Annotated in this window: 21 protein-coding genes; 12 read left to right on the forward strand and 9 right to left on the reverse strand. The window is 69.9% G+C overall.

Annotated features, from left to right (window positions below):
• Positions 1 to 17: 17 nt before the first annotated feature.
• The gene (locus tag ACWCSD_RS04825) at positions 18 to 1211 is read right to left on the reverse strand and encodes a hypothetical protein (RefSeq protein ID WP_397161588.1); all 1194 of its coding nucleotides are present in this window, start codon (positions 1209 to 1211) and stop codon (positions 18 to 20) included.
• Positions 1212 to 1345: 134 nt separating this feature from the next.
• Positions 1346 to 1894: a DivIVA domain-containing protein gene (locus ACWCSD_RS04830; RefSeq protein WP_449913114.1), complete on the reverse strand. Its 549-nt coding sequence runs from the start codon at positions 1892 to 1894 to the stop codon at positions 1346 to 1348.
• Between ACWCSD_RS04830 and ACWCSD_RS04835 the strand changes: the two genes are divergently transcribed.
• The gene (locus ACWCSD_RS04835; RefSeq protein WP_449913116.1) at positions 1886 to 2092 is read left to right on the forward strand and encodes a hypothetical protein; all 207 of its coding nucleotides are present in this window, start codon (positions 1886 to 1888) and stop codon (positions 2090 to 2092) included. The genes ACWCSD_RS04830 and ACWCSD_RS04835 overlap by 9 nt on opposite strands.
• A 109-nt stretch (positions 2093 to 2201) precedes the next feature.
• Here the strand turns inward: ACWCSD_RS04835 and ACWCSD_RS04840 are convergent, their stop codons facing one another.
• Entirely contained in the window at positions 2202 to 2348 is a 147-nt protein-coding gene (locus ACWCSD_RS04840; RefSeq protein WP_397161586.1) for a hypothetical protein, read from the reverse strand.
• Between the two features lie 306 nt (positions 2349 to 2654).
• On the opposite strand from ACWCSD_RS04840, the gene ACWCSD_RS04845 reads away from it, so the two are divergent.
• The 4 genes from ACWCSD_RS04845 (at position 2655) to ACWCSD_RS04860 (ending at position 6278) form a co-directional block, all read left to right on the forward strand.
• Complete coding sequence (locus tag ACWCSD_RS04845) at positions 2655 to 3770, forward strand: cation diffusion facilitator family transporter (protein WP_449913119.1); 1116 nt, start codon at positions 2655 to 2657, stop codon at positions 3768 to 3770.
• A gap of 66 nt (positions 3771 to 3836) precedes the next feature.
• Entirely contained in the window at positions 3837 to 4865 is a 1029-nt protein-coding gene (locus ACWCSD_RS04850; RefSeq protein ID WP_449913121.1) for a hypothetical protein, read from the forward strand.
• An 88-nt stretch (positions 4866 to 4953) separates the two neighbouring features.
• A complete protein-coding gene (locus tag ACWCSD_RS04855) occupies positions 4954 to 5565 on the forward strand; it encodes a DUF3105 domain-containing protein (RefSeq protein ID WP_397161583.1) in 612 nt (203 codons plus the stop codon).
• Entirely contained in the window at positions 5562 to 6278 is a 717-nt protein-coding gene (locus tag ACWCSD_RS04860; RefSeq protein ID WP_449913123.1) for a DUF305 domain-containing protein, read from the forward strand. The genes ACWCSD_RS04855 and ACWCSD_RS04860 overlap by 4 nt, the downstream gene beginning before the upstream one ends.
• Here ACWCSD_RS04860 and ACWCSD_RS04865 read toward each other — a convergent pair.
• Positions 6206 to 7105 (reverse strand): cation diffusion facilitator family transporter, encoded by a 900-nt coding sequence (locus ACWCSD_RS04865; RefSeq protein WP_449913125.1) that lies wholly within the window; start codon positions 7103 to 7105, stop codon positions 6206 to 6208. The genes ACWCSD_RS04860 and ACWCSD_RS04865 overlap by 73 nt on opposite strands.
• Positions 7105 to 7488 (reverse strand): ArsR/SmtB family transcription factor, encoded by a 384-nt coding sequence (locus tag ACWCSD_RS04870; protein ID WP_387681054.1) that lies wholly within the window; start codon positions 7486 to 7488, stop codon positions 7105 to 7107. The genes ACWCSD_RS04865 and ACWCSD_RS04870 overlap by 1 nt, the downstream gene beginning before the upstream one ends.
• 541 nt (positions 7489 to 8029) lie before the next feature.
• Here ACWCSD_RS04870 and ACWCSD_RS04875 point away from each other — a divergent pair.
• Positions 8030 to 8524, forward strand: coding sequence for a hypothetical protein (locus ACWCSD_RS04875; RefSeq protein ID WP_397161580.1), 495 nt, complete (start codon positions 8030 to 8032; stop codon positions 8522 to 8524).
• Between the two features lie 217 nt (positions 8525 to 8741).
• On the opposite strand, the gene ACWCSD_RS04880 is transcribed toward ACWCSD_RS04875, so the two are convergent.
• Entirely contained in the window at positions 8742 to 9110 is a 369-nt protein-coding gene (locus tag ACWCSD_RS04880) for a hypothetical protein (RefSeq protein WP_449913127.1), read from the reverse strand.
• 89 nt (positions 9111 to 9199) lie between these two features.
• A complete protein-coding gene (locus tag ACWCSD_RS04885; protein ID WP_449913128.1) occupies positions 9200 to 9865 on the reverse strand; it encodes a hypothetical protein in 666 nt (221 codons plus the stop codon).
• Between the two features lie 155 nt (positions 9866 to 10020).
• Between ACWCSD_RS04885 and ACWCSD_RS04890 the strand changes: the two genes are divergently transcribed.
• Positions 10021 to 10167, forward strand: coding sequence for a hypothetical protein (locus ACWCSD_RS04890; RefSeq protein WP_449913130.1), 147 nt, complete (start codon positions 10021 to 10023; stop codon positions 10165 to 10167).
• A 238-nt stretch (positions 10168 to 10405) separates the two neighbouring features.
• Here the strand turns inward: ACWCSD_RS04890 and ACWCSD_RS04895 are convergent, their stop codons facing one another.
• Together ACWCSD_RS04895 and ACWCSD_RS04900 are read right to left on the reverse strand one after the other, a co-directional pair.
• Entirely contained in the window at positions 10406 to 11317 is a 912-nt protein-coding gene (locus ACWCSD_RS04895) for a hypothetical protein (RefSeq protein ID WP_449913132.1), read from the reverse strand.
• A 63-nt stretch (positions 11318 to 11380) separates the two neighbouring features.
• Complete coding sequence (locus ACWCSD_RS04900) at positions 11381 to 17563, reverse strand: RHS repeat-associated core domain-containing protein (protein WP_449913133.1); 6183 nt, start codon at positions 17561 to 17563, stop codon at positions 11381 to 11383.
• A gap of 935 nt (positions 17564 to 18498) precedes the next feature.
• Here ACWCSD_RS04900 and ACWCSD_RS04905 point away from each other — a divergent pair.
• From ACWCSD_RS04905 to ACWCSD_RS04925, 5 genes are all read left to right on the forward strand, one after another.
• A complete protein-coding gene (locus tag ACWCSD_RS04905) occupies positions 18499 to 19257 on the forward strand; it encodes an urease subunit gamma (protein ID WP_449913134.1) in 759 nt (252 codons plus the stop codon).
• Positions 19257 to 21032 (forward strand): urease subunit alpha, encoded by a 1776-nt coding sequence (locus ACWCSD_RS04910; RefSeq protein WP_449913135.1) that lies wholly within the window; start codon positions 19257 to 19259, stop codon positions 21030 to 21032. The genes ACWCSD_RS04905 and ACWCSD_RS04910 overlap by 1 nt, the downstream gene beginning before the upstream one ends.
• A gap of 35 nt (positions 21033 to 21067) precedes the next feature.
• Positions 21068 to 21742, forward strand: a complete 675-nt coding sequence (locus tag ACWCSD_RS04915; protein ID WP_449913136.1) for an urease accessory protein UreF — start codon at positions 21068 to 21070, stop codon at positions 21740 to 21742.
• 41 nt (positions 21743 to 21783) lie between these two features.
• Entirely contained in the window at positions 21784 to 22461 is a 678-nt protein-coding gene (gene ureG / locus ACWCSD_RS04920; protein WP_397161572.1) for an urease accessory protein UreG, read from the forward strand.
• Between the two features lie 98 nt (positions 22462 to 22559).
• On the forward strand, positions 22560 to 23327 hold the full coding sequence (locus tag ACWCSD_RS04925) for an urease accessory protein UreD (RefSeq protein WP_449913137.1): 768 nt from the start codon (positions 22560 to 22562) through the stop codon (positions 23325 to 23327).
• Positions 23328 to 24903 lie beyond the last annotated feature (1576 nt).

Consider the following 24903-nt stretch of genomic DNA (forward strand, 5'->3'; position numbering starts at 1 on the left):
TGAGCCGAGGCGTCGTCTCAGGGGCGCGGGGTGGGGAGCGCGTCGCTGAGTGAGGTGAGCAGGAGGTGGCGCTGCAGCAGGGTGAGGTCACCGACACTGGTGCCGGGATCGATCTTGGCCTGGCGCAGGGTCTGCGTGATCTGGTCGGGGGTGTGCTCGGGCAGGGCGCGCAGGAGGGCGGTGGCGTCGGCGGTGATGGTGGTGGCGTCCCTGCGCGCCAGGAGTTGTTCGAGGGTGAGCCGCCTGGCGGTGACGGCGGCGCGTAGCTGGGCCTCGGACATCTGCCGAGGCAACGGATCGCGGAGCGGTGCGGCTTCGGCCGTTCGAGGGTTCGGCGCGGTGGCGAGGCCACGGGCGGCGGCGACCGGTGCGGAGGATGCCGGCGGACCGTCGGCGAGCAGGGTCTGGGTGGTGACCAGCAGGCCGCCGATGGCGGCCACGGCGGTGGCGGCCAGGACGAGGTGGCGGCGGGTCAGGCGGCGGCTGTCGCGGGCGATGGTGAGTCCGATGAGACCGGTACGCAGCAGTACGCCGGTCACCATGCCGAGCAGCACCGGCACGCTCTGGGCGGGCAGCGGCGCCACCGTCGCCAGGACGACGCCGGCCGCGGGAGCCAGACAGGACAGGGTGAGCCAGGGGGCGGCCGGTCTGCGCGCCAGGTCGAGCATGGCGGTCAGGGCCAGCCCTTCGCTGGCCGAGTGGATTACCAGGGCGGCCACCACGACGGCGGACGCGGCCAGGGCCAGGGTCGCCCCCTCGATCATGCGGTGCAGCGACAGGGCGGCCGCGGTGCCCACACCGCCGTAGACGGCGGCGCTGACCGCCTGCTGGACCCGGCGGTGCAGGCCGGGCGCGTGCCGCCCGCCGCCGGCCTTGTCGCCGTGACTGTGCCCGCAGCCCTTACGGGTGAAGAACGTGATGACCAGGAAGCCGAACGCGCCGGCCACACCCACGACCCACAGCGGCACGCCGGTGGCGTCGGCTTCGCGCCAGGCGTCGGGCAGCAGGTCGACCAGGGCGGTGATGAGCATCAGCGCCGAGGCGACGGCCAGCCAGACGCTGATCGTGGCGTTCCTGCGGCGGGCAAGGGAGGCGCCGACCAGCGTGGACAGTGCCACCAGCACGACGGCGGCCCAGGTCGTCCAGGCGGGCAGGGCAGTGTCGGGGGCGGAGGCTTCCACGTTCAGGGCGGACAGGGTGTGCAGGGGCACTGATGGCGGCGTCGATCCCCCGAGCGGCACGAGCATGACACGGCCTTTCCGGCGAGGGTGCGGGGTTGGTGGGCGGTCGTCGCGTCGGGACACCGCGACGACGGACGGCACGAGCCGACGAGCCGGACCGTCCGTCAGTGACCGGCGGCCGGGTCGCGGGTGAAGGGGGGCGAATGTACGGTGATCGGCCGCTGCGAGGCCGCGTCATGGGCGCCGTGGGCGGGCGTGGGGCCGTGGGCGTCCAGGTCGGCCAGGGCGGCGCGCAGGTGGCCGAGTTGGGTGTGCAGGTTGTGCTGCAGGTTCCGGCCCTGGTCGGTGATGGCGCGTTCGAGCCGGTCGAGCTGTTCGTCAAGGGCCTGGTGGGCGGCCCGGGTCAGCGCGTCGGCGGCCGACGCGGCCTCGCGCCGCAGTCGTTCGGCGTCGGTACGGGCGTCGGCGAGGATCTGGTGGGCTTCCTGCTGGGCGGACTCAAGGGCTTCCTGGGCGCTGCGGTGTGCCGCCGCGAGCACGCCGGCGTCGGTGGGCATGCTCACGGGAGGGGCGGCGCCGAGGCGTTCGCGAAGCTGGGTGTTGTCCTGCCAGAGCAGGCTGAGCGTGGTCTCCACCTGGGCGAGGAAGGCGTCCACCTCGGCCAGGTCGTAGCCGGAGCGCAGGCGGACGACCGTGAAGACCTGATGGTGCACCGCGGAGGCGGTCAGCAGGGCGAGCCGGCCGGGCGTCCCCGCCTGGAGCGGCGGTGTGGTGGCGCCGTCGAGGGCGGCGTGGCTGTGGGGGAGGTGGAGGCCGCGGTCGTGGTCATGGTCGTGGTCATGGTCGTGGTCTTCGTGCTCGGCGTGCATGAGGAACTGGTCCAGCCTTTCACCGTCGTCTCGATGTCGTGACTCGGCGGGCGCGGGGCGCTCCGGCGTCGCTCCATGGGCGAGCCGGAGCGGGATCGGCCGCGCGGGCGAGGTGACGGCCCGACCGCCGAGGGGCGGGCCGCCGGGGCGGCTAGGACGCGGTCGTGCCGTGGTCGTCGTGGCAGTGACCGGCGTCGCAGCCCTGGTCCTGCACGGTCGTCGCGGTGTGATCGTCGGCGCAGTCGTGCTCAGTGCCGGGGAGGCAGGGAGCCGTGGGGTGGTCGTGGGGGTCGGTCATCGGTGTTCCTTTCACTCGGTGGGTGCGTGTGGCTGCACCGGTGCAGGGGAACCTGTAGAGCGCGACCAGGTCCTGGGAGTCCTGACCGGCGAACTTCTACGTTGTGTAGTTGACGCATTACCGAAAGTTTAAACATCTGATCAGATGTTCATGAGTAAAGCCTCGATCTCCACCAAGGTCCTTGACCTCTGGGGCTACAGCGTCCAACATCTGTACATATGAACATCCAGTCAGATGTTGCGGACTGCGAGCCCCCGCTGCATCTGGCCGTCGCCCACGTCGCCCACCCTCCGAGGAGCCCCAGGCATGTCTGAGCAGCAGGGTCACGACCACCGTCACGACGACGGCCCCCGCGGACACGGTCATGGACACGGACACGGACACGGGGTGAGCGCGGACGCCGACCGGCGTCACCTGCGCGGCGCGCTCGCGCTGATCGCCGGCTTCATGGTCGTCGAGGTGGTGATCGGCGTGATCGCGGGTTCGCTGGCCTTGATCTCCGACGCCGGGCACATGCTCACCGACGCCATGGCGATCGTGCTGGCGCTGGTCGCGATGCGGATCGCGGCCCGGCCGCCGCGCGGCGGCTTCACCTATGGCCTCAAGCGCGCCGAGATCGTCTCCGCCCAGGTCAACGGCATCACCCTGCTGCTGCTCGCGGCGTACTTCACCTTCGAGGGCGTGCGCCGCCTGGTCGAGCCGCCCGCGGTCGAGGGCCTGTACGTGGTGGCGACCGGGCTGGCCGGCATCGTCGTGAACGTGGCCGCCGCCTGGCTGCTGTCGAAGGCCAACCGTTCGAGCCTCAACGTCGAGGGCGCCTTCCAGCACATACTCAACGACCTGTACGCCTTCATCGGCACCACCATCGCCGGCCTGGTCGTCTGGCTGACCGGCTGGAACCGCGCCGACGCCATCGCCGCCCTCGTGGTCGCCGCCCTGATGCTGAAGGCCGGCTGGGGTCTGGTCCGCGACGCCGGACGGGTGTTCATGGAGGCCGCTCCCGCCCGGCTGGACCCGGCCGAGGTGGGCCGCCAGATCGCCGCGATCGACACCGTGGTCGAGGTGCATGACCTGCACATCTGGGAGGTCACCTCCGGCTATCCCGCGCTGTCGGCGCACGTGCTGGTCGTTCCGGGCGCAGACTGCCACGCCGCCCGCCTGGCCGTCGAACGGCTGCTGCGCGAACGCCACGACATCGGGCACACCACGCTGCAGGTCGACCACGTCACGGACGGCGGCCACGCCTTCGACGAGAACGGCGCCCCGCGACGCCTGACACCGCACTGCCCCGACCCGCACGGCCCCACCCATCACTCACCACGGCCTGACGGCGCCGCAGTCGCGGCAACCGCCTCCGCCGCTGCCGACCGCACGGCCGCGAACTGGGCCGTCACCTGCCACGACGGCGACCACGTCACATGATCGACGACACGGCCGTGGCCCTCGTCGCGGCCGTCCCGCCCGCCACCTCCGCCCCGGGATGACCCGATGACTCCTCGGCCGCGCCCGCCGACCCGTCGCGAGGCGCTGCGTACGGGCGCGATCGTCGCGCTGGCCGCCGCGATGGATCTCGCACTCGCCGGACCGCCTGCCGCCCTGGCGTCCCCCTCGACGGCCGACTCGCGAAGCCTCGCCTCGACCGGCCGGATCCTGCTGCGCGGCGGACGCCTGCTGCACGGCACCGTGCTGCAGTCCTTCGCCTTCGACGAACGCGACAGGCACCTGTACGCCCTCCAGCTCATGCAAGGCGGCGTCCGCCTGGACGGAGAACGCCACGCTCGCACCCAGGCCGAACGCGCCCGGCGCGGCGATCTGTGCCTCAACCGCCTGTCCCTGGACGGCACCCTCACCGGAGCGATGTACCTGCTGGGTTTCGGACACGGCGGCGCCCTGGGCGTGCAGCGGCCCGCGGGCCGCGACCCCGTGCTGTGGACCGAGTGGGACGCCAGCCCGGCCTCCGGCTACGGCCGCGGCATCTGCCGTTTCCCCTTCATCGACGGCGCCGTCCTGACCTCGGGCAGCCGGTGCCTGACCACCTGGCGGCCGCTGCCCGGCTCGACGAGCAACGCCCCGGCCCTCGACCCCGACTCCGGACTGTTGCTGCTGCGCTACAAGGTGGCCGGCGAGCCGCGCCTCCGGCTCGTGGACCTGCGTTGTACGGCCCCCGGCGGCCTACGCCCGCTCGCCGACCTGCCGCAGCCCGGCGCCGCCCTCGGGCTGCCGTTCCAGGGCATGGCGCTGCACGCCGACCATGCCTACCAACTGCTCGGCAGCGCTTACGGCCCAGCCAACCCCGTCTCCTCGCCGGGGAACATCCGCCTCTACCGCATCCACCTGCCCAGCGGAAAGGTGGAGCAGCAGATCCTGGACCGCACGGCCAGGAACCTCGTCCCCCGCGAACCCGAAGGACTTGCCGTTCTCGCGTCGTCCGACACCGGGCCGCTGCTGTGCATGGGCCTGACCCAAGGGCCCGTAGGGGACAAGTCCTTCTCCCTCTACGCGCGCCCCCTCGGATGAGTGAGACGGAATCCGCTTACGGCATCCATATTCTACGTGCTGTAGAAGTTCTACGAATAGTAGAAGCATGTGGGTTCGGAGGTGGCGGATGGGCAAGAACGCAGAGGGCACGCTGAAGGAGCGGCTCTCCGCGCTGCAGGCCGAGCAGCGGCGCGCGGAGCGCCGGCGACGGGTCGTCATGATCAGCGCCACGGTGATCACGGCCGCCGGGATGGCCGCGGCGGCCACGGCGTTCGTCCTGGACGACCGGGCAGGACGGTCGCTGGACGCGGTCCAGACGATCAACGTGAGCAGCCGCAACCACACCGACAAGGTCGTCAGCTACCCGCAGGCCCCGCCGGTCGGCGGCGACCACGCGCCGGAGTGGCAGAACTGCGGCATCTACAGCAAGCCCCTGCGCAACGAGAACGTCGTCCACAGCCAGGAGCACGGAGCCGTCTGGATCGCCTTCCAGCCGGGGCTGCCGAAGGACCAACTGGACATCCTCTACCAGCAGGCCCAGGGACGCGACTTCGTCGTCCTGTCGCCGTACACGGGGTTGTCCGCGCCGGTCGTGCTCAGCGCCTGGGGCAAGCAGCTCAAGCTGGACAGCGCCGACGACCCGCGGCTGACGGCGTTCCTGCGCGCCAACATCAACGGCCCCGGGACGCCCGAGCCGGGCGCGTCCTGCAGCGGCGGGATCGGGGAGCCGTCGGCATGAGGCTCCCGGCGTTCCCGCGGCGGCGCGGGGTCCTGGTGGCGGTGACCGCCGTGCTGACGCTCGCGCTGTCCGCCCTCGGCCTCCGCCTCTGGTACGCGGGCCCGCCCGGGGACGCGTCGCTGGAGGCCGGCTTCGCCCGTGACATGCAGGCCCACCACGCGCAGGCCGTACAGATGGCACTGATCGTCCGCGACCGCACCGCCGACCGCGAGGTCAGGACGCTCGCCTACGACATCGCGACCACCCAGCAGCAGCAGATCGGGCAGATGTACACCTGGCTGGACCTGTGGGGCCTGCCCCAGGCGTCGCTGGAACCCCGCATGGCCTGGATGCGTCAGGGCCACCAGAACATGCCCGGCATGGGACCGCAGTCCGCCCAGATGCCCGGCATGGCCACCCGCGACCAGCTCAAGCAGCTGGAACAGGCGAGCGGCAAGGAGGCGGAGACCCTCTTCCTGCGCCTGATGATCCCGCATCACCAGGGCGGCGTGCAGATGGCTCAGGCGGCGCAGGGAAGCGGCCAGCCGCAGGTGAGGCGCATGGCGAGGTCGATACTCGCCGCCCAGAAGGCGGAGATCGAGCTGATGCGCGGCATGCTCGCCGCCCGCGGCACGACCGGAACGCCGCCTCAGGCCGCCGGCTACCAGCCGACCTCGTCGCAGCCGGTGTGGCCGTCCGGCTCCACCTGCAGGGTCGCGTGCGCGACGCCATGACGGGTGCGCAACAGGTCACGGGCCTGATCGAGGACGGAGTGATTGTCGCTCTGGTCGCCCGTGACGAGGTGGGCGGTGGCGACGTTCATGCCGGAGGTCAGCGTCCACAGGTGCAGGTCGTGCACGTCGCGCACGCCCTCGATGGCCGCCAGGTCGGCCGCCACGACGGATGCGTCCATGCCCTCGGGCACGTGCTGGCCGAGCACCGCGAACACCTGCCGGCCGAGCGAGATCGCACGCACGGCGACGAACACGCCGATGGCCAGCGCGATGACCGTGTCCCAGAACACCTGACCGGTCGCCGTGATCAGCCACCCCGCCGCGATGACGCCGACCGAGCCCGCCGTGTCGGCCACCACCTCCAGGTACGCGCCCTTGACGTTGAGGCTCTCACTGGCGCCGGACCGCAGCAGGAACAGCGCGATCAGGTTGACCACCAGCCCGAGCGCGCCCACCACGAGCATCGGCCCTGTGGACACCTCGGCCGGGGCGCCGATCCTGCCGATCGCCTCGGCGACCACATAGACGGCGACGCCCAGCATGAGGACCACGGCCAGCAGCGACGCGAACACCTCGGCCCGGTAGGAGCCGTAGCTGCGCCGGCCGGTGGTGTCGGGGCGAGCGGCGATCCTGGTGGCGACCAGCGCCGCGCCGAGCGTGACGACGTCGGCGGCCATGTGCCCGGCGTCCGACATCAGGGCCAGCGACCCCGAGAAGAGGCCGTAGCCCAGCTCGACCAGGAAGAACGCGCCGATCAGGACGAACGAGACCGCCAGCCGCCAGCGGTGCCGGGCCCCGGCGTGCCCGTGCCCGTGACCCACGCCCATCAGCCCTCGCCCTCCCGCTCCGGGTGGATGGCCTCGGTGTGCTCGGTATGGGCCAGCGCCAGGTCCAGCAGCATCCGTACGTGCGGATCCTCCAGCCGGTAGTACGCCATCCGGCCCGAGCGACGGGCGGCCACGATGCGATGGGCACGCAGCAGGCGCAGCGCGTGGGAGACCGCCGACTCGCTCTGCCCGGTCACCGCCGCCAGGTCGCACACGCACAGCTCGCCGTCCAGCAGCGCGACCAGCAGCTTCAGCCGGTTGGGGTCGGACAGCAGGCCGAAGATGTCCGCCGTGTCGGTGAGGTCCTCGGCGGCGGGCATGCGCTCGCACACCGCGGACACCCGGTCGGCATCCACCACCTTGACGGCACAACCGTCCACCATCAACACATTCTCAGCTGAAGAACTGTTCATATGTGTATTCTGTCGCCTATGCGGCGAATGTCAACGACGCGCGAGCGAGGCAACAGCCGCATCCAGGGAAGCCCGTCGTTCAGTGCGCGCAGGTCAGCTGGGCAGCCATTCGCCGAGCAGCCTCACCACTCACGATCGCCGGCCCGCTCGACGTCCCCAGCCTGGCCTGGACGAAGCCGGACAGGACCACATCGACGGTTGCGTCCGCGGGAGTGGTGTACGAGCCGGCCCTGTTGACGGCATCACCCCGGTCGGCTGAGCCCGGCCCTCCAACAGGGAAGGAGTGGCGGTTAGTGGCCGTCCGGCCGGGATGGTCCGCGGCACGAGCGCAGCCGGTGCCGGTGCTGTCTGCAGATCAAGAACATCTGCGGGAGTCGTCCTGGACCGAGTGCGGCGGCTCGGCCACCATCAGAACATGACCGGAGGCGGATCAGCGGGGGCGGGCGGCGGGGGAGCAGGCTCGCGCCTGAACTGGACGGCGGTGAGCGCTCTGGCGGGTTCGATCGCAGCCGTGGTCGCGCTCGTCGCCTACCTGATGCCGCCCAAGACCCCGTCCGGCACAGTGGATTCCAGTCCGTCCCCGACTTCATCCCCACCGGGTCAGGTCGTCACCCCGCACTCACCATCGCCGGTGGACTCATCACCTGAGTCCAGCACGTCCCAAACACCGAGTCACACGCAAGCCGTCCAGGATTCCCCTCCAGCGCCGCTGAAGGTCCGGGCTGTCGGCTGCGACGAGACGGCGGCGGCCCTGACCGCCTACCGCAGGGATGCCGGAACCAGCCCAAGCGGCCAGGCGGCCGCGGCTCAGCAGACGTACAGCGACTTGATGGGCGCAGCCCTCAACGCGCAGGGCGCGGTGGGGGCGAAGATCAGGCGGCTGGCGGCGGAGTTCCAGGAACTGAGCTTCCGCCTGACGGGCATGACCGGCGGCGACCCCAACCAGGTGATCGCGGATATCAATACGGACGTCGCGGAGTTCAATAGGTTGTGCGCCTCCGGCTGATCGCACGACAGGGGCCGCTCTACCGCAAAGGCGGGGTTACGCGTGTATTCAGTGTGATCAGCGGCTGTCGTTGGCCGGTAGCGGGCTGCCGGACGCCCTCGCATCACACGAGGCTTCTCACTGCAGCGAATCGGTTGCACGCGCCGAGCGGAATCTCAGCACGGCGGTCGGAGAGTGTCCCTTGAAGGGGCACAGGCCACCAGCAGCGGAAAAGTGGTCAGTGAATGGCAGTGAGGTCGACGACCACGAACTTGTCGCCGCGGGTGAAGAGGGCGATGTTGCTGCCGGCCGGGGCGCGGTAGCGGGTCCGGGTGTCGAGGCCGCGGATCTCGGCGGACACGCCTGACCGCACGTCGTGGACGATCGCACGGTCGGGCAGCTGGGCGGACAGGAACCGGTCCTGCTGGAGAGGCTGTGGCGCGACTCCCGTCACGTCCATGTCGTGCCGTGCTCGCCCGTCACGGTCCTGGACCTGCGCCGCCGCGGATCGGCCGGGGTGTGTGACGCAGAGGGTGATGCCGCAGGCCACAGGGCTGCCTGGCTGCAAGGCGGTCCGGGCGCGCTTCTCGCCGGTCTCGATGTTCATGACGGACTGGAAGGGGGATTCGTTGCCGCCGAACGTCCCCGGTGATCCGACCCAGGGCCAGTTCAGGATGTGCTGTCCCTGCGTGCCGTCTACGCGCTGCGGTTGCCCGCCGTTGACGTCGACGGTGAAGACGCCCTCGTTCCCGGCTGACCAGGCGAGGCGGTCAGGGGTGATGGCGATCCCGGTGACGAAGCCGGCCGATGAGGCGGGCGCAGGGGAGCGGAGGTGACGAGCTGCGGTCTGCCGCCGGTCGTCGGGACGGTCCAGATGTCGGCGGTTCGCTTGTCGGCGGCGCCGCGGGCGGTCCACCAGGCGACCCGGCCTTGGCCTGCGGTGAAGCCGTCGGGGAAGAGGGTGGTGCCGGCGGGGAGGGTGATGTCGGCGAGTTCGGCCACCTCGCCGCTGTTCACGTCGTAGGTGTAGAGGCCGTTCGCCTTCTCGAAGCCGGCTTCGGCGGTCAGGAGAACTTTGGTGGTGTCCACCATCAGTCGCGGCCGGACTTTTCTGCCGTCGGGTAATTTGGCCGGCACTTCGTGCACTGCTGCGGGCCACAGTTTCTCGATGGGCTCGGGGGCCGAGGCTCGTGCTGAGCTGACGGAGGCGGTTCCGCTGCCGGCTGGGGAGGTTTCCGGCGTGGACAGAACAGAGGTTGTGACGGTGACTATTGCCGCGACGGCTACTCCGCTCGCGACCGCTGCGGTAAGCGCGGTGCGGCGGTTGGGTTGAACCTGCGCGTAGTCCGGTGTATCGGCCATTTGGCGTCCTTGATGAGTGGCTCAGTTTACGAGAGAAGATCTCCGCATGATGATTCGTACAAGAGTGCACGACCACGGGCCATTCGGGCGGACGCTTGGGTCGATAACGGCAAGCGATGAGAAGCTCGCGAGGAGGGGGACGCTGGGAGACGACGTTGATCGTGGTGCAGGAGTTCCGCGACGCTGAGGAGCCCCGGGAGAAGGGCATCTCGATGGACGCGGACCTCATCCGCTGGCTGGCGGCGGCGCGGGCGGACGTTGAAGTCGATCAATACCTCAGGCTTCCGCCAGAGGGAGTTTGATCGCCACGCGGACATCACTGCCGAGTGGCGGACGTGGCGAAGCCCTGAGCCAAGGTCACGGAACGCGTGACCCTCACGACCCGGCGACATCGGCGCCCGGCAGAGCCGCGCCGGCGGCGGTCGGCACGCTGGTCGCGCGGGTTCGGGGATGGCGCGGCGGGTCGTGCGGCGGCGCAGGTAAAGGCGGTTGGCGTCGGAGGGGTATGTCTTGTCCGCTCGACTTGTGCTCCTGATGAGCTCACTCCTGGCCGGCGGGAAAGTGCAGCCTGAGATGGTCCATCCCGAACACGCGCCGTATCTTCCCCTTGATGAGGACGGGCCGGAGCACGTGGAACACCCGCTCGATCGCAGCCTCGTCATAGTCGTCCAGTGTCGGGGTGGCCCGCAGGAACAGTGCGCCGCCAGGCAACTCGTCGACCTCGTCGAAGGCGCCCGTCGCTGCCAGAGCCGTCGGTCCGCCCAGCCGCGCTGCCGGCGCGCCCGCGCACACCGTGACCCAGGAATAGCCGCGCAGTTCGAGTTCGCAGCGGGGGACGGTGACGGAGTCCAGGGCGCCGAGCGCGGTCTCCAAGGGCGTCTCGTCGGTGAGGCAGTCGTCAGTGACATGGCCGTAGCAGGCGCCGGTGACGGCGGCCCGCCGCTTCAGCGCCTCCGCCCAGCGCTGCTGGACGTCAGGCGGATGCCGGTCACCGGAACGCGGCACCTGCTCCACCCTGAGTTTGAGCCACGGCTCGGCCTCCCCGGCAGGAGCGGACACGTTGATCCAAACAGTGCCGTTGCCGGGGAACCCTCGCTCGTCGAGTGGGGTGAGGATGTACTCGACCATGTGGGGGCGTCGTTGAAGCGCACGGGCGACCGCGCGCAGGCTCTGCTCGGAGTACGGCATGGTCTTGGAGAACGGGCGTGAGAGCGCGGGTTTGACGCGGAACTGCGCCCACAACCCGCCCGGCTCTCCGGAGGGCGTGCGGCCCGTCTCGTCGTCGAGGGCGGCGGGGTTCATCCGGGGGCTGCGGGCCAGCAGCGACGCCAGGTCCGGGGCGAAATCCGCCAGCGCGCCCGACAGCCAGTCCGATGCCAGGCCGGCACGGTGGTCGTCCGACTTCGCACGGACGACGAGTTCAGCCGACAACCTGTTGGAACCGAGCGACACTGTCCCTCCTTCGGAGCCATTCAGCCTAGCGGCCCGCCGGAGGTTCCGGCGGGCCGCGTCATCTCAGTAGGCCAGTCCCGGCGGCTGGTAGAGGCCGAAGCTCAGGATGGACAGGGCGATGCCTCCGAGGATGGCTGCCCCCGTGAGCGTGCCCTGCAACTGCGGCGGCAGAGCGGGCAGGCCCTTGGGCCTGTTCTCCGCGTTACGACGCAGGTCCTCGAGCGTGTAGCCCGGATCGCCCACGTGCGGCATCAAGTGCGGCGTCGGGAACGGCACAGGCTGCGGCTGCGTCTTGGGAGACACCACGGGCACCTGCTGGGGTCCGCGGCTCTTGGTCACCCAGTATTCGATCACTCCCGAGTTCTTGCCCCACTTCGCGGCGTTGGAGTAGGCGATGACGATCTCGTTGGTCTCCTTGACGTAGTTGGGCACGGGGAGCAGGAGGTCGAAGCCGGGCAGGACATTGCGTCCGCCGGTCTGGTTCGGCAGTGCCTTGAGCGCCTTGATGTAGATCGCGAGTTCGTTCTTGCCCTGGGCGGCGACCGTGTTGCGCTTCACCTCCCACAGGTAGATCGCGTCCTCCGTGATCAGGGCGATGTCGGCCTTGCCGTCGGTGCCGAGCTTCTTGGCGCCGGGAATGTGGTACTCCAGCACGATCTTCCCGGACGGGTAGCCGAGCAGCGCCATCCACTTGATCAGCAGCGCCGCCACGTCGACCGCGCGGTTGTGCCTTGAGGCGTTGTACTTCCACGGCTTGTCGCCGTCCGCCGTCTTCGCGGCGCGCCGCGGCTTGAGCCCGTCGGGGTCGGACAGCGTGATGGGGTTGTTGGCGGCATAGCTGTAGGGGTTCGCCCAGTCCGGCGCCTGCAGGCTCAGCACCGGGTCGGTGCTGATGAACTTGGCGATTCCGGGGTCGTAGTAGCGGGCCGACAGGTAGACCAGCCCGCTGGCGTCCTCGGTCTTGCCGAGGAAGCCGCGGTCGGTGAAGGGCAGGGCGTCACCACCGCGCCGTCCGCCGAACGGCAGGTAGCGCTGGCGTGCGACCGCGCCGTCGGCGTCGCCGACGGCAAGCTGCTGACTGTTGTTCAGCCCGGCCATCAGCCAGGTGACCGTGCTGCCCGTGCGCAGTGCGACCGTCGTGCCGTCGGCGGTGGCGTAGTACCGCGTGCCGGTCACCTGCCCGCCCGACAGCTTGAGCTCCATGACGCCGAGGTAGAGCGTCGCGGCGCCGCCTGCATCGCGCCGGATCAGCCGCTCACCGTCGGCGTCGTAGACCATCGAGGTCTGCTGGCCGTCGACGGTCACCTTGGACAGGTGGCCGAGCTCGTCCCAATCGAATGTGCCCTGCTTGCCGCCCACCGTTCTGGAGGACAGCCGGCCGGCGGCGTCGTAGGTGTAGGTGTCCGTGCCGCTTGGGCGGCTGATGGAGGTGACCGCGTTCGGCCGCGTCGCACCGGCGCCCGCGGCCGGGTAGGTGTAGGTGGCCGCCTGCCCGTTGCTGGTCAGCGTGGCGAGGTTGCCGGCGGCGTCGTAGGTGTAGCTCTGGTCGTACGGATCAGGCCCCAGGCCGTCGCCCCCGCCGCTGCAGTCGGCCGCGGTCGTGGTGAAGGCCGCCGACAGACGGAGCAACTCATCGTAGGCGAAGCACTCCGACTGGCCCTGCCGGGCATCCTGGATGCGGTTGAGCTGGCCGGCGACGTTGTAGCCGAACCTGTCGTCCTGAACGGTCTCGGGCGTTGCCGTGTCCGCCTTGGCTGTGGTGGTCACCCGGCTGAGCCACCCGGTTGTGGCGTCGTGTTCGAGCGTGCGCCTGATCTTGCCGGTCGTGCCGAACTGACGCTCGGCGAGCTTCCCGGTTGCCGAGTAGAGGGTGTCCTTGACGTAGGTGAACCCGCCGAGGTCGGAGCTGAGGCCCTTGGACAGGCCGTAGTCGGTGTACGTGTAGGTGAGGGTCTCCGCCGGCAGTCCGCCTGCGGCCGGCATGCCCTGCTGGCGCAGGTTGCCCGCGGCGTCGTAGACCGAGGTGAACGCGTAGTCTCCGGCCAGCGTGCCCTCGACGGCGGGGATACTGATCTTGTTGCCGGTGGGGCGGTAGTTGTCGTCGTAGGCGGTGACGCTCTGGGTGTAGGGCTGGCCGCCGACGTAGCGGGTGGAGGAGGCGGGCTGGCCCTTGGCGACGGAGTCGTAACTCCACTCGGCGAGCTTGGCGCCCGTGCCCGCCTCGCCGCTCCATTGGGTGGTGACCCGGCCCAGGTCGTCGTAGCCGATGGAGATCTTCTGACCCGTCGCGTCGGTCTTCCACGCGACTCTGCCTGCCAGGTCGTATCCGGTGGTCGTGCGCCCCGCGTCCGGGTCCGCGGCGACGGTCTGCCGCTTGAGCCAGTCGTAGGTGAACGTGCGGACGCTTCCCTTGGCGTCCGTCATCGTCAGCAGGTTGTCGTTGACGTCGTAGGTGTAGACGGTGTCCTGGTGGGAGGAGCCGTCCTTCCACTCCTCGATCTTCGTGGTCCGGTCGAAGACGTCGGTGACGGTAACGGTCTTGCCGCCGACCGGGGGAACGGTCTCGGTCCTGTCCGCACCGGGATAGGCGGTGGTGGTACGGCGTAACTCCTGGGCGAGGTGGTACGAGATGATCGCGACCGGGCGCTCAAGCCCGTCGTAGAGGGTCTTGGTCCACTGGGCCGCGTTCGTCAGGGTGGGGTTGAGCAGGCCGGAGCCGGGTGCAGCGGTGTTGTGCACCGGCTCGGTCTTGGCCAGTGGCAGGCCCCTGGCGTCGTAGGTGGTGACGACCACGGCCCGGCCGCCGGAGGGGGAGGTGGCCTGCGCCTCCCGGGTGCGCCCGAGTCCGTCCTCATAGCTGTAGGTGGTCACCGTCTTCGCGGCCGAACCCGTCCCCGTGAGCAGCCGCTTGAGCGTGGTCCTGATCGGTGCGGTCGGCTGGCTCAGTCCGCCGCTGGAGGGGATGTCGTAGGCCGCGGTCGCCGTCGGAGTCCCTCCCGAGCGCGGCTGGCCAGGGGCCCACATCGCGACAGCGCGGCCGAGGGCGTCGTAGTCGAGCTCGGACTTCTTGCCGTTGGCGTCGACGATCGAGACGATTTCGCCGTGCAGACGCGAGGTCGTGGCCTGGACCTGATGGTTGAGCGGGTTCGTGGTGACGACGCCGTTCGAGGGCCAGCCCGTCGTGGGGTTGTAGGTGGTGGTGGTGCGCTTGCCCAGCGGGTCCACCACCTCGGTCTGCCTGCCGTACTCGTCGAAGGAAGCCTTGCCTGCCGAGACCGTGCTCGTGTCGGCGTAGGCGCGGGTCTCGGTGGCGTTGCCGTCGCTGGGCTTGTTCGTCGCCGGGTCGGTGCCGTTGTCGTACAGGGTGACGGTCTTCCCGACGAGGGTGCCCGCGGCGCAGTCGTCTCCCGTGCGCTTCTCGACGACCGAGACGAACCCGATCAACCACTGGCCGCCGTCGGTGTTGCGCGCATACGAGATGGACGTGCATGAGTTGTCGGTCGACACGCCGTCCTGCCCGTAAGAGTTGATCTTGATGGGCAGGCCGTCGGCGTTGTGCAGAGTCTTGGTGTCGCTGTAGCGCCAGCTTCCGCCGGCCGCCTTCTCCCTGGTGCGCTCGCGCACCCGCAGGACGAAGTACGGGTCCAGCGCGCCTGGGACGTCACCGTTGGCCTTGAGCTGGTACTCCCAGCGTGTCGACTCGACCTCGGCGTAGGCTCGCGGGCTGGTCGCGGTCATCTTCCAGGTCTGCCGCTGGAGCGTCTGCCCCATCAGCGGCCAGGCGTCCAGGATGGTCCCGCCGTCGAAGTCGGGGACGAGCGTGCCCATACCCCGCAGGAACGTCTCGGACGTGACCGTGTAGCCGTCAGGGTCGGAGCCCGATCCGGTGATCGTGCGTACCTGGCCGTATCCGCGCCAGTCGGAGGAGGCTGGCTTGAGCCCCGGCTCCGCGTACTCGGTGGGGCCCACCCAGCCCGGGCCGCCCAGGTATTCGTAGGAGTGGGTGATGTCGGGTGAGCCGCCGACCAGGTCGCGCTCGACGACCTTGGTCGCCAGGTGCTTGTAGAAGCGGGCCCAGCTCTCGTTGCCCTCGATGCTGTAGTCGACCTGGAAGCAGTCACCCGTCTTGTCGGCGAAGTAGTCGGTGCCGTCCCGGCCCTTCCCGCCGGAGCAGGGGTCGGCCTGGCCGTACGTGACCTCGGTGCGGCCGCCCATGCCGTTGGCGAAACCGCTCATGTGGGGGACCATCCGCCACGACAGCAGGTCCGTCCAGTCCGACATGTCGTCGTAATCCATGCGGCCGGCCAGCATGGCGGCGTCGAAGTCCAAGGGCGGCAGCGTGATCGTGGGGCTCGCGGCCAGCCCGGTCTGCTGCGCGGTGTCCAGCCACATGACGGGATCGCGTGGCGGACCGAAGTCCGTCCTCGTGTACATCCAGGTGTGGCGCAGGTCCAGCCGTTCGACCGGATCCCATCCGCCGGTCGCGGGGTTGGCCGACTCGGCCGTCACGGAGGTGAGCTTGCGGGTGGAGAAGAAGGCGATCGCGCCGTTGTCGCAGGGCGTGGGGGCGGCGCACTGCAGGTCGGTCGGCACGTCGCCGCCGTCTCTCGCCGCCGTGGTGAAGACCGTCCGGGAGGTCGGCGTCGTACCGGCCAGCTGGGAGTTGTGTCCCCACTCGACCTTGGCCAGCACGCCGCCGCTGTCGTACGGCAGCACCCGGTAGGTCTCGTGAGCGCAGGAGGGCAGGCAGAAGTAGTTGGTCTCGCGGGTGTAGGAGTAGTCGACCACGTTCTCGTTGCGGTCGGTCTCTCTGTCGAGATTCCAGCGCCACACCCCGGTGCAGGTCGGTGGGATGGCGTCGTTGTAGTAGCGGTCGTAGCAGGGCTCGCCGACGTCGTTGCCCACGTACGGGAGCTGCCATTGGGCGTCCTTGCGGTAGCCGAATCTGGAGACCGTGCCGTCCTGACTCGTCACCTGCCAATAGGGCTGGCTGTCCGCGCCACCCGTCAGCTGCTCGATCTTGAAGCCCAGCTCGGGAACGGTCTTCCAGCCGCCCGAGGTGTCCTTGACGATGGCGGCGGACCGCCCGCCGACGTTGATGACCAGCTCGGATCCGCTCATGTCGGTGGTCGTGGGGTCATTGTCGTTGGCGTCGGGCGATTCCCAGCACACCGCCCTGCCGCCCACGCCCATCTCGTCGGCGGTCCAGATCAGCTCGGCCGTTTCCGGATGGTAGAAGTTGTCGACGTAGCAGCGACGGTACTTGCGCTCGATGAATCCGGCGTTCAGGTCCCAGCCCACGCCGACCGTGCCTGACTGGTTGTTGGTCCAGCGGCCCTGCCCGTCCACGGAGGAGGAGTCGTAGCGGAGGGACAGCTCAGGGCCGTTGCCCGCGGGGGAGGGGGCTTCGGGCAACGGCAGGCTGTAGTCGAAGCCGCCGCCAGAGGTGCCGGCCTGCCAACTGCCCGACGGCTTGAGGTCGGTTGCGCCGAAGTTGCCGTCCGCGCCCGCGACTCCAGCGGCGAGCACGTACACGGAGCCCGTCCGGAACGCTTTCCCGGCCAGTTCGGCTGCCTTGGGACGGCTGCTCGGCGCCACCGCGACGGGCAGGCCCTCCCCGGTGGCCGGGTCGGGCTGGACATCGGCGATCAGCTTGCCGGCGGCCAGGTCGTTGTGCGCCGTCACCGGCTGCGGGCGCACGACGCAGTCGCGGGGACGCGGGACGGTCACCGCGCACGCCGGCAGCCTGAGCAGGCCGAGCCTGCTGTCGAAGTTGCCGCCGAAGGCGTCGCGGAAGCTCGCGTAGGAGAATTCCGCCCGTACGGCCCCTGATCCCTCGACGCGCGTCACCCTGGCAGCTATGCCGACGCCGCCAAGTCGGTTGACGGCGTCGGCGGGCAGCGTCTCGACGCGCACCTTGCCCGAGGTCGTCTTCTTCGTCGCGGCCACGGCGACCGGCAGGTCTCCGACCTGGACCGCCTTGCCGGTGAGCGCTGCCTCGCCGTGGCCGGGGCGTGGCCAGACGGGATCGGATCGTTTGACTCTCGGCTGATCCTTCTCCGCGCCTTCGGCCGTCTTCGGGACGGGCACCGGGTGACCCTTGACCGACGGTTCGGATTCGGGGCCCGAGACGGCCGCCGATGCCTCCTGGCTCAATACGAGCGGCACCCTGACATCGAAGGCCACCATGGTCAGGGCGACCAGTAATGCGACGATCGCCCGCTTCCAAAAACGCCAACCCTGCATCCTGACACCTTTCAGGCACGCTGACGCGGGCCCGTTCCGATGGGCGGGCCGTTACGTCATAAGGCGGATATAAGGTTCACGGATGATGTTGAAGAGATCTACAGAAAGGGTCAACCCGTAAAGCCGACGTCATTTTCGAACCGAGAGTGACGAGGGTGGGAGAAGAAGCGACATTTGAGCTGATCAACATGCTTGGCCTGCCTCTCGGCAGGGCGCCCTGTCGCCCCATGTGATCTATGTCATATTGACGTCATGAGGCCGTTGCGCTGGGTTGTGGCGGTGGAACGCTCCTCGGTGAGGTTCCTCCACGTCATTGGCCATGAGAATGGCTCGGGGAATCGATGGAATGGATGTGTTGGCTTCTTGCTGGGCGGCGCCACGGGTCAGTGCGCGTCTCTCTTCTGCAAGAGAAATCGACATCGCTGATATTTCGGGCCCGCGCATGGGCTGGCTGTTCCGCGCGAACTGACCGGCAGTCGGTGGCATTCTCGGTCCTGTCAGGCCCGATGCGACGGCATCGCTTTCCTTTCGCCGTCTGTGCCGGCCTCGTCGATCACTACGTCGGCTCCACCGTGACGGTGGCGCTCGCTCGGGCGGGCTCGTGTTCGGTCGCGGTGCGAACGCGGTGTGGTGGCCGGGACGGAGCTGGTCATGTCGGTCAGCAGGGCGAGGTGTCGGTGTGGCTTCGGCGCGAGGCACCCTTCCCCTTCAGGCCATATCGCGCAGAGTGTCGAATTGGTTACGCTCGGCACGCAACCGGGCGGTGACCATAGAACCCCTTCACGGCGCCTGTTTCGGGCGCATCCGCGAAAGGGGCAACCTCTCGGCGCAAGAGCGGACAGCGATATGGGCCCAGCACCGGCCATACCGGTCGATCCGCACCGTCGGCCCCGAAGGCAAGGGCCTGGGGGCAGAAGTGAAACCGAGGTGAGAGGGTGCACCTGACCCTGCATGAACAAGAACGGCTGATGATCCACGTGGCCGCGGACGTGGCCCACAAGCGCAGAGGGCGAGTGAAGCTCAACTACCCGGAGGCGGTTGCCATCCTGACCTCCTGGGTCCTCGAAGAGGCGCGCGCCGGCAGAACCGTCGCGGACCTCATGGCGAAGCAGCAGCCGCCGGTGCTCATGCCGCACGAAGTCATGCCAGGCGTCGCCGAGATGATCGCCGACCTCCAGATCGAGGCCACCTTCCCCGACGGCACCAAAATGGTCACCCTCCGCGAGCCGATCCCGTTGGCGACCACTCTGCCGTGCCCATCCGACCCGGACCCGTCGCCGTGCGGGGCTCTGCCGCAGCCGTGCCCACCCGACCCCGAGCCCCCGCCGTGCCCACCCGCCGCCGGGCCGTCGGCCCTCGTGGCCGGGCCAGGCAGGCAGGGCCCTCCCGGCGCGATCGACTTCTCCTCCGAGGGGGGTGTGAGCTTCAACGACGGCCGCCCGATCACGACCGTACGGGTCACCAACACCGACGACCGTCACATCCAGGTCGGCTCCCACTACCACTTCTACGAGGTCAACTCCCGCCTCGACATCCACCCCGACCGTGACGCCGCCTACGGCAAACGGCTGAACATCCCCGCCGGCGGCTCGGTGCGCTTCGCCCCCAACATGCCCCAGGACGTGGAGCTGGTGCCCATCGAGGGCCGGCGCCACGTCGCGGGCCTGAACGGCAAGGTCGGAGGCAACCTCTGATGTCCGAGCCCCTCACGCGCGAACAGTACGCCGACCGGTTCGGCCCGACGACGGGGGATTGTGTCCGCCTGGCCGACACCGATCTGTGGATCGAGATCACCGAGGACTGGGCCGGCGGTCCTGGCCGCAGCGGCAACGAGATCCTCTTCGGCGGTGGCAAGGTGGTCCGGGAGTCGATGGGGCAGTCACTCGCGCCACGCGACAGCGCGACTCCCGGCGCCCCGAAACCGCCCGACACCGTCATCACCGGTGCTCTCATCCTGGACCACTGGGGCGTGGTCAAGGCCGACGTCGCTCTTCGCGACGGCCGCATCGCCGCGCTGGGCAAGGCCTACAACGACGAGACGATGGATCGGCTGCACGACGGGCATCCCGTCGCGACCGACTTCCTGATCGGCCCCGAGACCGAGGTCATCTCGGGCAACGGCAAGATCCTCACCGCGGGCGGCGTCGACACCCACGTGCACTTCATCTGCCCGGAGCAGATCCAGGAGGCGCTCGCCTCCGGCGTCACCACGCTGATCGGCGGCGGGACCGGCCCCGCCGACGGCACGACCGCCACCACCGTCACGCCCGGCGCCTGGCACCTCGACCGGCTGTTCAAGGCGCTGGACGCCTTCCCGGTCAACATCGGGCTGCTCGGCAAGGGCAGCACGATGTCCACCGAATCCCTTCACAACCAGGTCAAGGCCGGCATCCTCGGCTTCAAGATCCACGAAGACTGGGGTGCCACCCCGGCGGTCCTGCGCCGCTGCCTGGAGGTGTGCCGGGCGACCGGCGTACAGCTGGCCCTGCACGCCGACACCCTGAACGAGGCCGGCACCGTCGAGGACACCATCGCGGCCATCGGCGATCAACCGCTCCACGTCTTCCACATCGAGGGCGCCGGCGGCGGCCACGCCCCCGACATGATCAGAATGGCGGGCCTGCCCAACGTGCTGCCCGCCTCCACGAACCCCACCCGCCCCTACACGCACAACACGGTCCCGGAGCACCTGGACATGGTGCTGATCGCCCACCACCTCAACCCGCAGGTGCCCGAGGACCGGGCCTTCGCCGAGTCGCGCATCCGGCCCGCCACCATGGCCGCCGAAGACCTCCTGCACGACCTGGGCGCCATTTCGATCATGTCGTCCGACGCCCAGGCGATGGGACGCATCGGAGAGATGATCACGAGAACCTGGCAGACCGCGCACGTGATGAAGCAGCGGCGCGGACCGCTGGACGGCGACCGGGGCGGCGCCGACGAGACCGACAACCACCGCGCCCGCCGCTACGTCGCCAAATACACCATCAACCCGGCCGTCGCGCACGGCATCGACCACGAGATCGGCTCGGTCGAGGTGGGCAAGCTGGCCGACCTGGTGCTGTGGGAGCCGAAGTTCTTCGGCGTCAAGCCGCACCGGGTGATCAAGGGCGGCCAGATCGCGTACGCACAGGTCGGCGACGCCAACGGCGCCATCACCACCCCACAGCCGATCCTGCCCCGCCCGATGTGGGGCGCGACGGGCCGAGCCCCCGGCGCCAACTCCGTCAACTTCGTCAGCGAACAGGCGATCGCGGCCGGCCTGCCCGGCCGGGTCGAGGTGGACAAGTCGTTCACGCCCATCCGCAACACCCGCAGGGTGTTCAAGCAGGACATGCGCCGAAACGACGCCACCCCCGTCATCGACGTCGACCCCAACGGCTATGAGGTACGGATCGACGGCCGGCGCATCGACTACCACGAGCCCCCCACCGAACTGCCGATGGCGCAGCTCTACTTCCTGTTCTGACCCGTCATCTCACTGAAGGAAGGTGAGTCACGCCGATGAGCCGTGCCACGCTGCTCGTCCTGGCCGACGGCCGGTTCCCGGCCGGCGGGCACGCTCATTCCGGCGGCGCCGAGGCGGCCGTCGCCGCCGGACGCGTGCGTGACGCGGCCGGCCTGGAGGCGTTCTGCCGAGGCAGGCTGCACACCAGCGGGCTGACCGCGGCCGGGCTCGCGGCCGCGGCCGCCGCCGGGTTGGACCCGCTGCTGCTGGAGGAGGCCGCCGACGCCCGCACGCCTTCTCCGGCCCTGCGGCAGATCGCGCGCACGCTCGGACGGCAACTGCTGCGCGCCGCCCGAGCCGTCTGGCCCTGCGCCGAGCTCGACGCCCTGGCCGCTGCCCGTCCGCGCGGCGCCCATCAGCCCGTGGTGCTCGGAGCGGCCGCCCGCGCCGCAGGGCTGAGCCCGTACGACGCCGCCTGCGTGGCGGCCTACGAGAGCGTCAGCGGCCCGGCCGCCGCGACCGTCCGCCTGCTGAGCCTGGACCCCTTCGACGCCACGGCTGTCCTGGCCCGTCTCGCCGCCGACCTCGACCACGTCGCGCGGCAGGCCGCCGAGGCGGCGGGCCGCGTCCACGCCGACGGTGTCGCGGCGCTGCCGGCCGCCTCGGCGCCGCTGCTCGACATCACCGCCGAACAGCACGTGACCCGCTCAGCCCGCCTGTTCGCCTCCTGACCCACCTGTACGAACGCCTGTCGTCCGACCACGGGAGCGCCATGCACCTCCACCATGACCACGACGTCTCCGCAGGCCAGGGCCATGACCCCGGCGGCCGCCACGGCGCGCTGCGCATCGGCCTGGGCGGCCCGGTGGGCTCCGGCAAGACCGCGACCGTCGCCGCCCTGTGCCGCGCACTGCGCCAGGAACTGTCCATCGCGGTCGTCACCAACGACATCTACACCCGCGAGGACGCCGAGTTCCTGCTGCGTGAGGCCGTACTGCCCGCCGAGCGCATCAAGGCGGTGCAGACCGGCGCCTGTCCGCACACCGCCATCCGTGACGACATCTCCGCCAACCTCCAAGCCGTCGAGGACCTGGAAGAACTGCTCGGCCCGCTCGACCTGATCCTCATCGAGTCGGGCGGCGACAACCTCACCGCGACCTTCTCCAAGGGCCTGGTCGATGCGCAGATCTTCGTCATCGACGTCGCCGGCGGCGACGACATCCCCCGCAAGGGCGGGCCCGGCCTGACCACCTCCGACCTGCTCGTCATCAACAAGACCGACCTCGCACCGTACGTCGGCGCCGACCTGGAAGCCATGGCCCGCGACGCCAGGACGCAGCGCGGGGAGCTGCCCGTCGCCTTCACCGCCCTGAAGACCGAAGACGGCGTCCGGCCCGTGGTGGACTGGGTCCTGCACCGCCTGGCGGCCCGCGTCCCGGGCCCCGCATGACCCTCGCGTCCCACGCCGTGCCGGGCGCGCCGGGCGTGCGAGGTGTGGCGGCCGTGCCGGCTGTGCCGGGCGTGCCTGGCGTGCGAGGTGTGGCCGCCGTGCCGGCTGTGCCGGGCGTGCGCGCCACCGCCCGCGTCACGGCGACCCGCGCCGGGGAGGGCACCGTACTGTCCGCCCTGGCCGGTGACGGCCCGTTCCACCTGCGCCGCCTTCACTCGCACGGTGACCAGGCGCGGGTGTGCGTGCTCGGCGCCATGAACGCCCCTCTCGGCGGCGACCGGCTGCGCGTCGAGGCCACCGCCGAACCCGGCGCCCACCTTCACGTCACCACCGCCTCAGCCGCGATCGCCCTGCGCGGCCCCACCCCTGAGCCCGCCACCTACGACGTGCACCTGACCGTGGCCGACCGAGCCAGCCTGCACTGGCTGCCCCAGCCGCTGATCTCCGCCGCCGGCAGCAACCTGCGCCAGACCTGCACCATCGACCTGGCCGCCACCGCGCGCCTCGTCCTGCGCGAGGAACAGGTCCTCGGGCGCTTCGGCGAGCCTCCGGGCCGGCTGGCCATCCGCCTCATCGTCCACCGCGATGGACACCTCCTGCTGGACCAGCAGACCGCCTACGGCCCGGACGCCCCCGGCTGGGACGGTCCGGCGATCCTGGCCAGTCACCGCGCCGCCGGCCAGATCCTCATCGTCGACCCCGACCTGGAATGCCAACCGCCCCAGGTCCGGCTGTTCGGCGACGACCCCGCAGCGGGTCAAGCCGTACTGACCCCGCTGGCCGGCCCCGCCAGCCTGATCACCGCCCTGGCCCCGGACAGCCTGCACCTGCGCCGCCTCCTGGACGCGGCCCACCCCACCGAGTGACCACCCCACCACCTCGCCGCCACCTTCCGGAGCGACCGCTCGCGCCATGTGAACCCCGGGCCCGCTCCCGCCCGGCGGTGACGTCTTGCACCCATTCGTGGAATCGATGGAGAACCGCGGCGCAGCGGACGAGTACCTGCGGAACGCGATCGCGATCCGCCGGCATGGTCCATGTACGGGCAGCCGACACCGCCTACCGATGCGTGCAGATCTGATGCGGCCTGTGACGCCGTCGATGCCGTCGGAAGCGCTGCCCGTACGACATCTCCCGAGCCACGGGACCCAGCGCACAATCCCTTCATCGCTGTCCATCTCGCTGCGCCCGCCTCCAAATGAGCACGAACGAGCCTGCTTCGCGGCCCGCCCCCGCCACCTGGGCCACTCCTGCGTCTCCGCGTGGCTCAACGCCGGCGTCCCGGTGCCCACGCGGAGGAACGGGTCGGACACAGCATCGGCATGCGTCTGCGCATCTACGCCAATTGCATCGTGAGCCACGACAAATTGGGCTGGCAATCGAGCGACAAGTAGGACCGCCCATCCTCCAACGCCAAGCGTTGACCACCTGTCCTCAGCCGCCACGGCCGCTCCGAAGCACTGGCTCACCCATACTCCCGCACGGAGCAATGCCCGAGATTGCCTCGGAAATTTGATCACCAGGCTCACGCCAACGGGTGCCCCCATGAGAAGGCATCAGAAGGGACTGCCCGCAGACGATCGACGACAGCCCTACAGCGCCGAAGCCCTTGACCATTGTTTCCACTGGCCAAGAACGCTTTGCTTTTGGCGCCTCGAGCCTTATCCGAACCTGCGGCACCCGCCTTAGGAGTCGGATGATCACGAGCGTCCCCTTGCGGCCCTGACCAGGCATGATGCTATCGCGCGGCGCGATGCGGCTGCTGTCTGGGAAGTTATTGGGAAAGATCATGACGTGAGAGCGGCCAGACATGAGGCAGGAGCCACGGGCGGTGCCAGTTTCCGGGAGTCAGGTGCACCCCTGACGGCCCGCGATGGCTCTGAGCCACCGTAGTGCTGGGACTGTATGTCATTCCTCATCGTGTGGAGCGCGTACGGGTGTCACCAACGGTGCACTCCGGCAGCCTCAACAAGGGTCAGCGCCGCGCGTAGCGGTGATGTCGCTGGGAGCTGGGGGAGAGCTCCCAGCCTCTCCTGCCCCTCGCCCCTGTCGGTTCTCCGCTAGTCATCGAGCGGACGGATGTGATGTCTCAGCCGGTTGCCCATCCGGCGATCACGCGCAAGGCCCATGCGAAGCCTCGTTAGGCCCACAAGCACCCGCAGAGGCACGGCCGATGTCTGGCGGCGGGCAAGCACCGCAAGGGGCACCGTAGCCCATGCAGGTGGTTCGAGTGCTTCAGGGGGCGAGTCTGCAGAAGTCTGTTCAGCGTTCACCGCTGACTGACGGGGTGAAGCTTGAGCTGACCCGCAGTCCCGTTCTGCGCGGGCTACGTCAGTTGACGTAGCTGCTGCGGCTATTGCGCGGTCTACGTCATTTGGCGCATTCGGTGGAGGCAGCAGGAGGTTTAGCGTTCCGGTCATCTCCCCATCGAGCCGGGTCGGA

The sequence above is a fragment of the Nonomuraea sp. NPDC001684 genome (assembly GCF_053596515.1).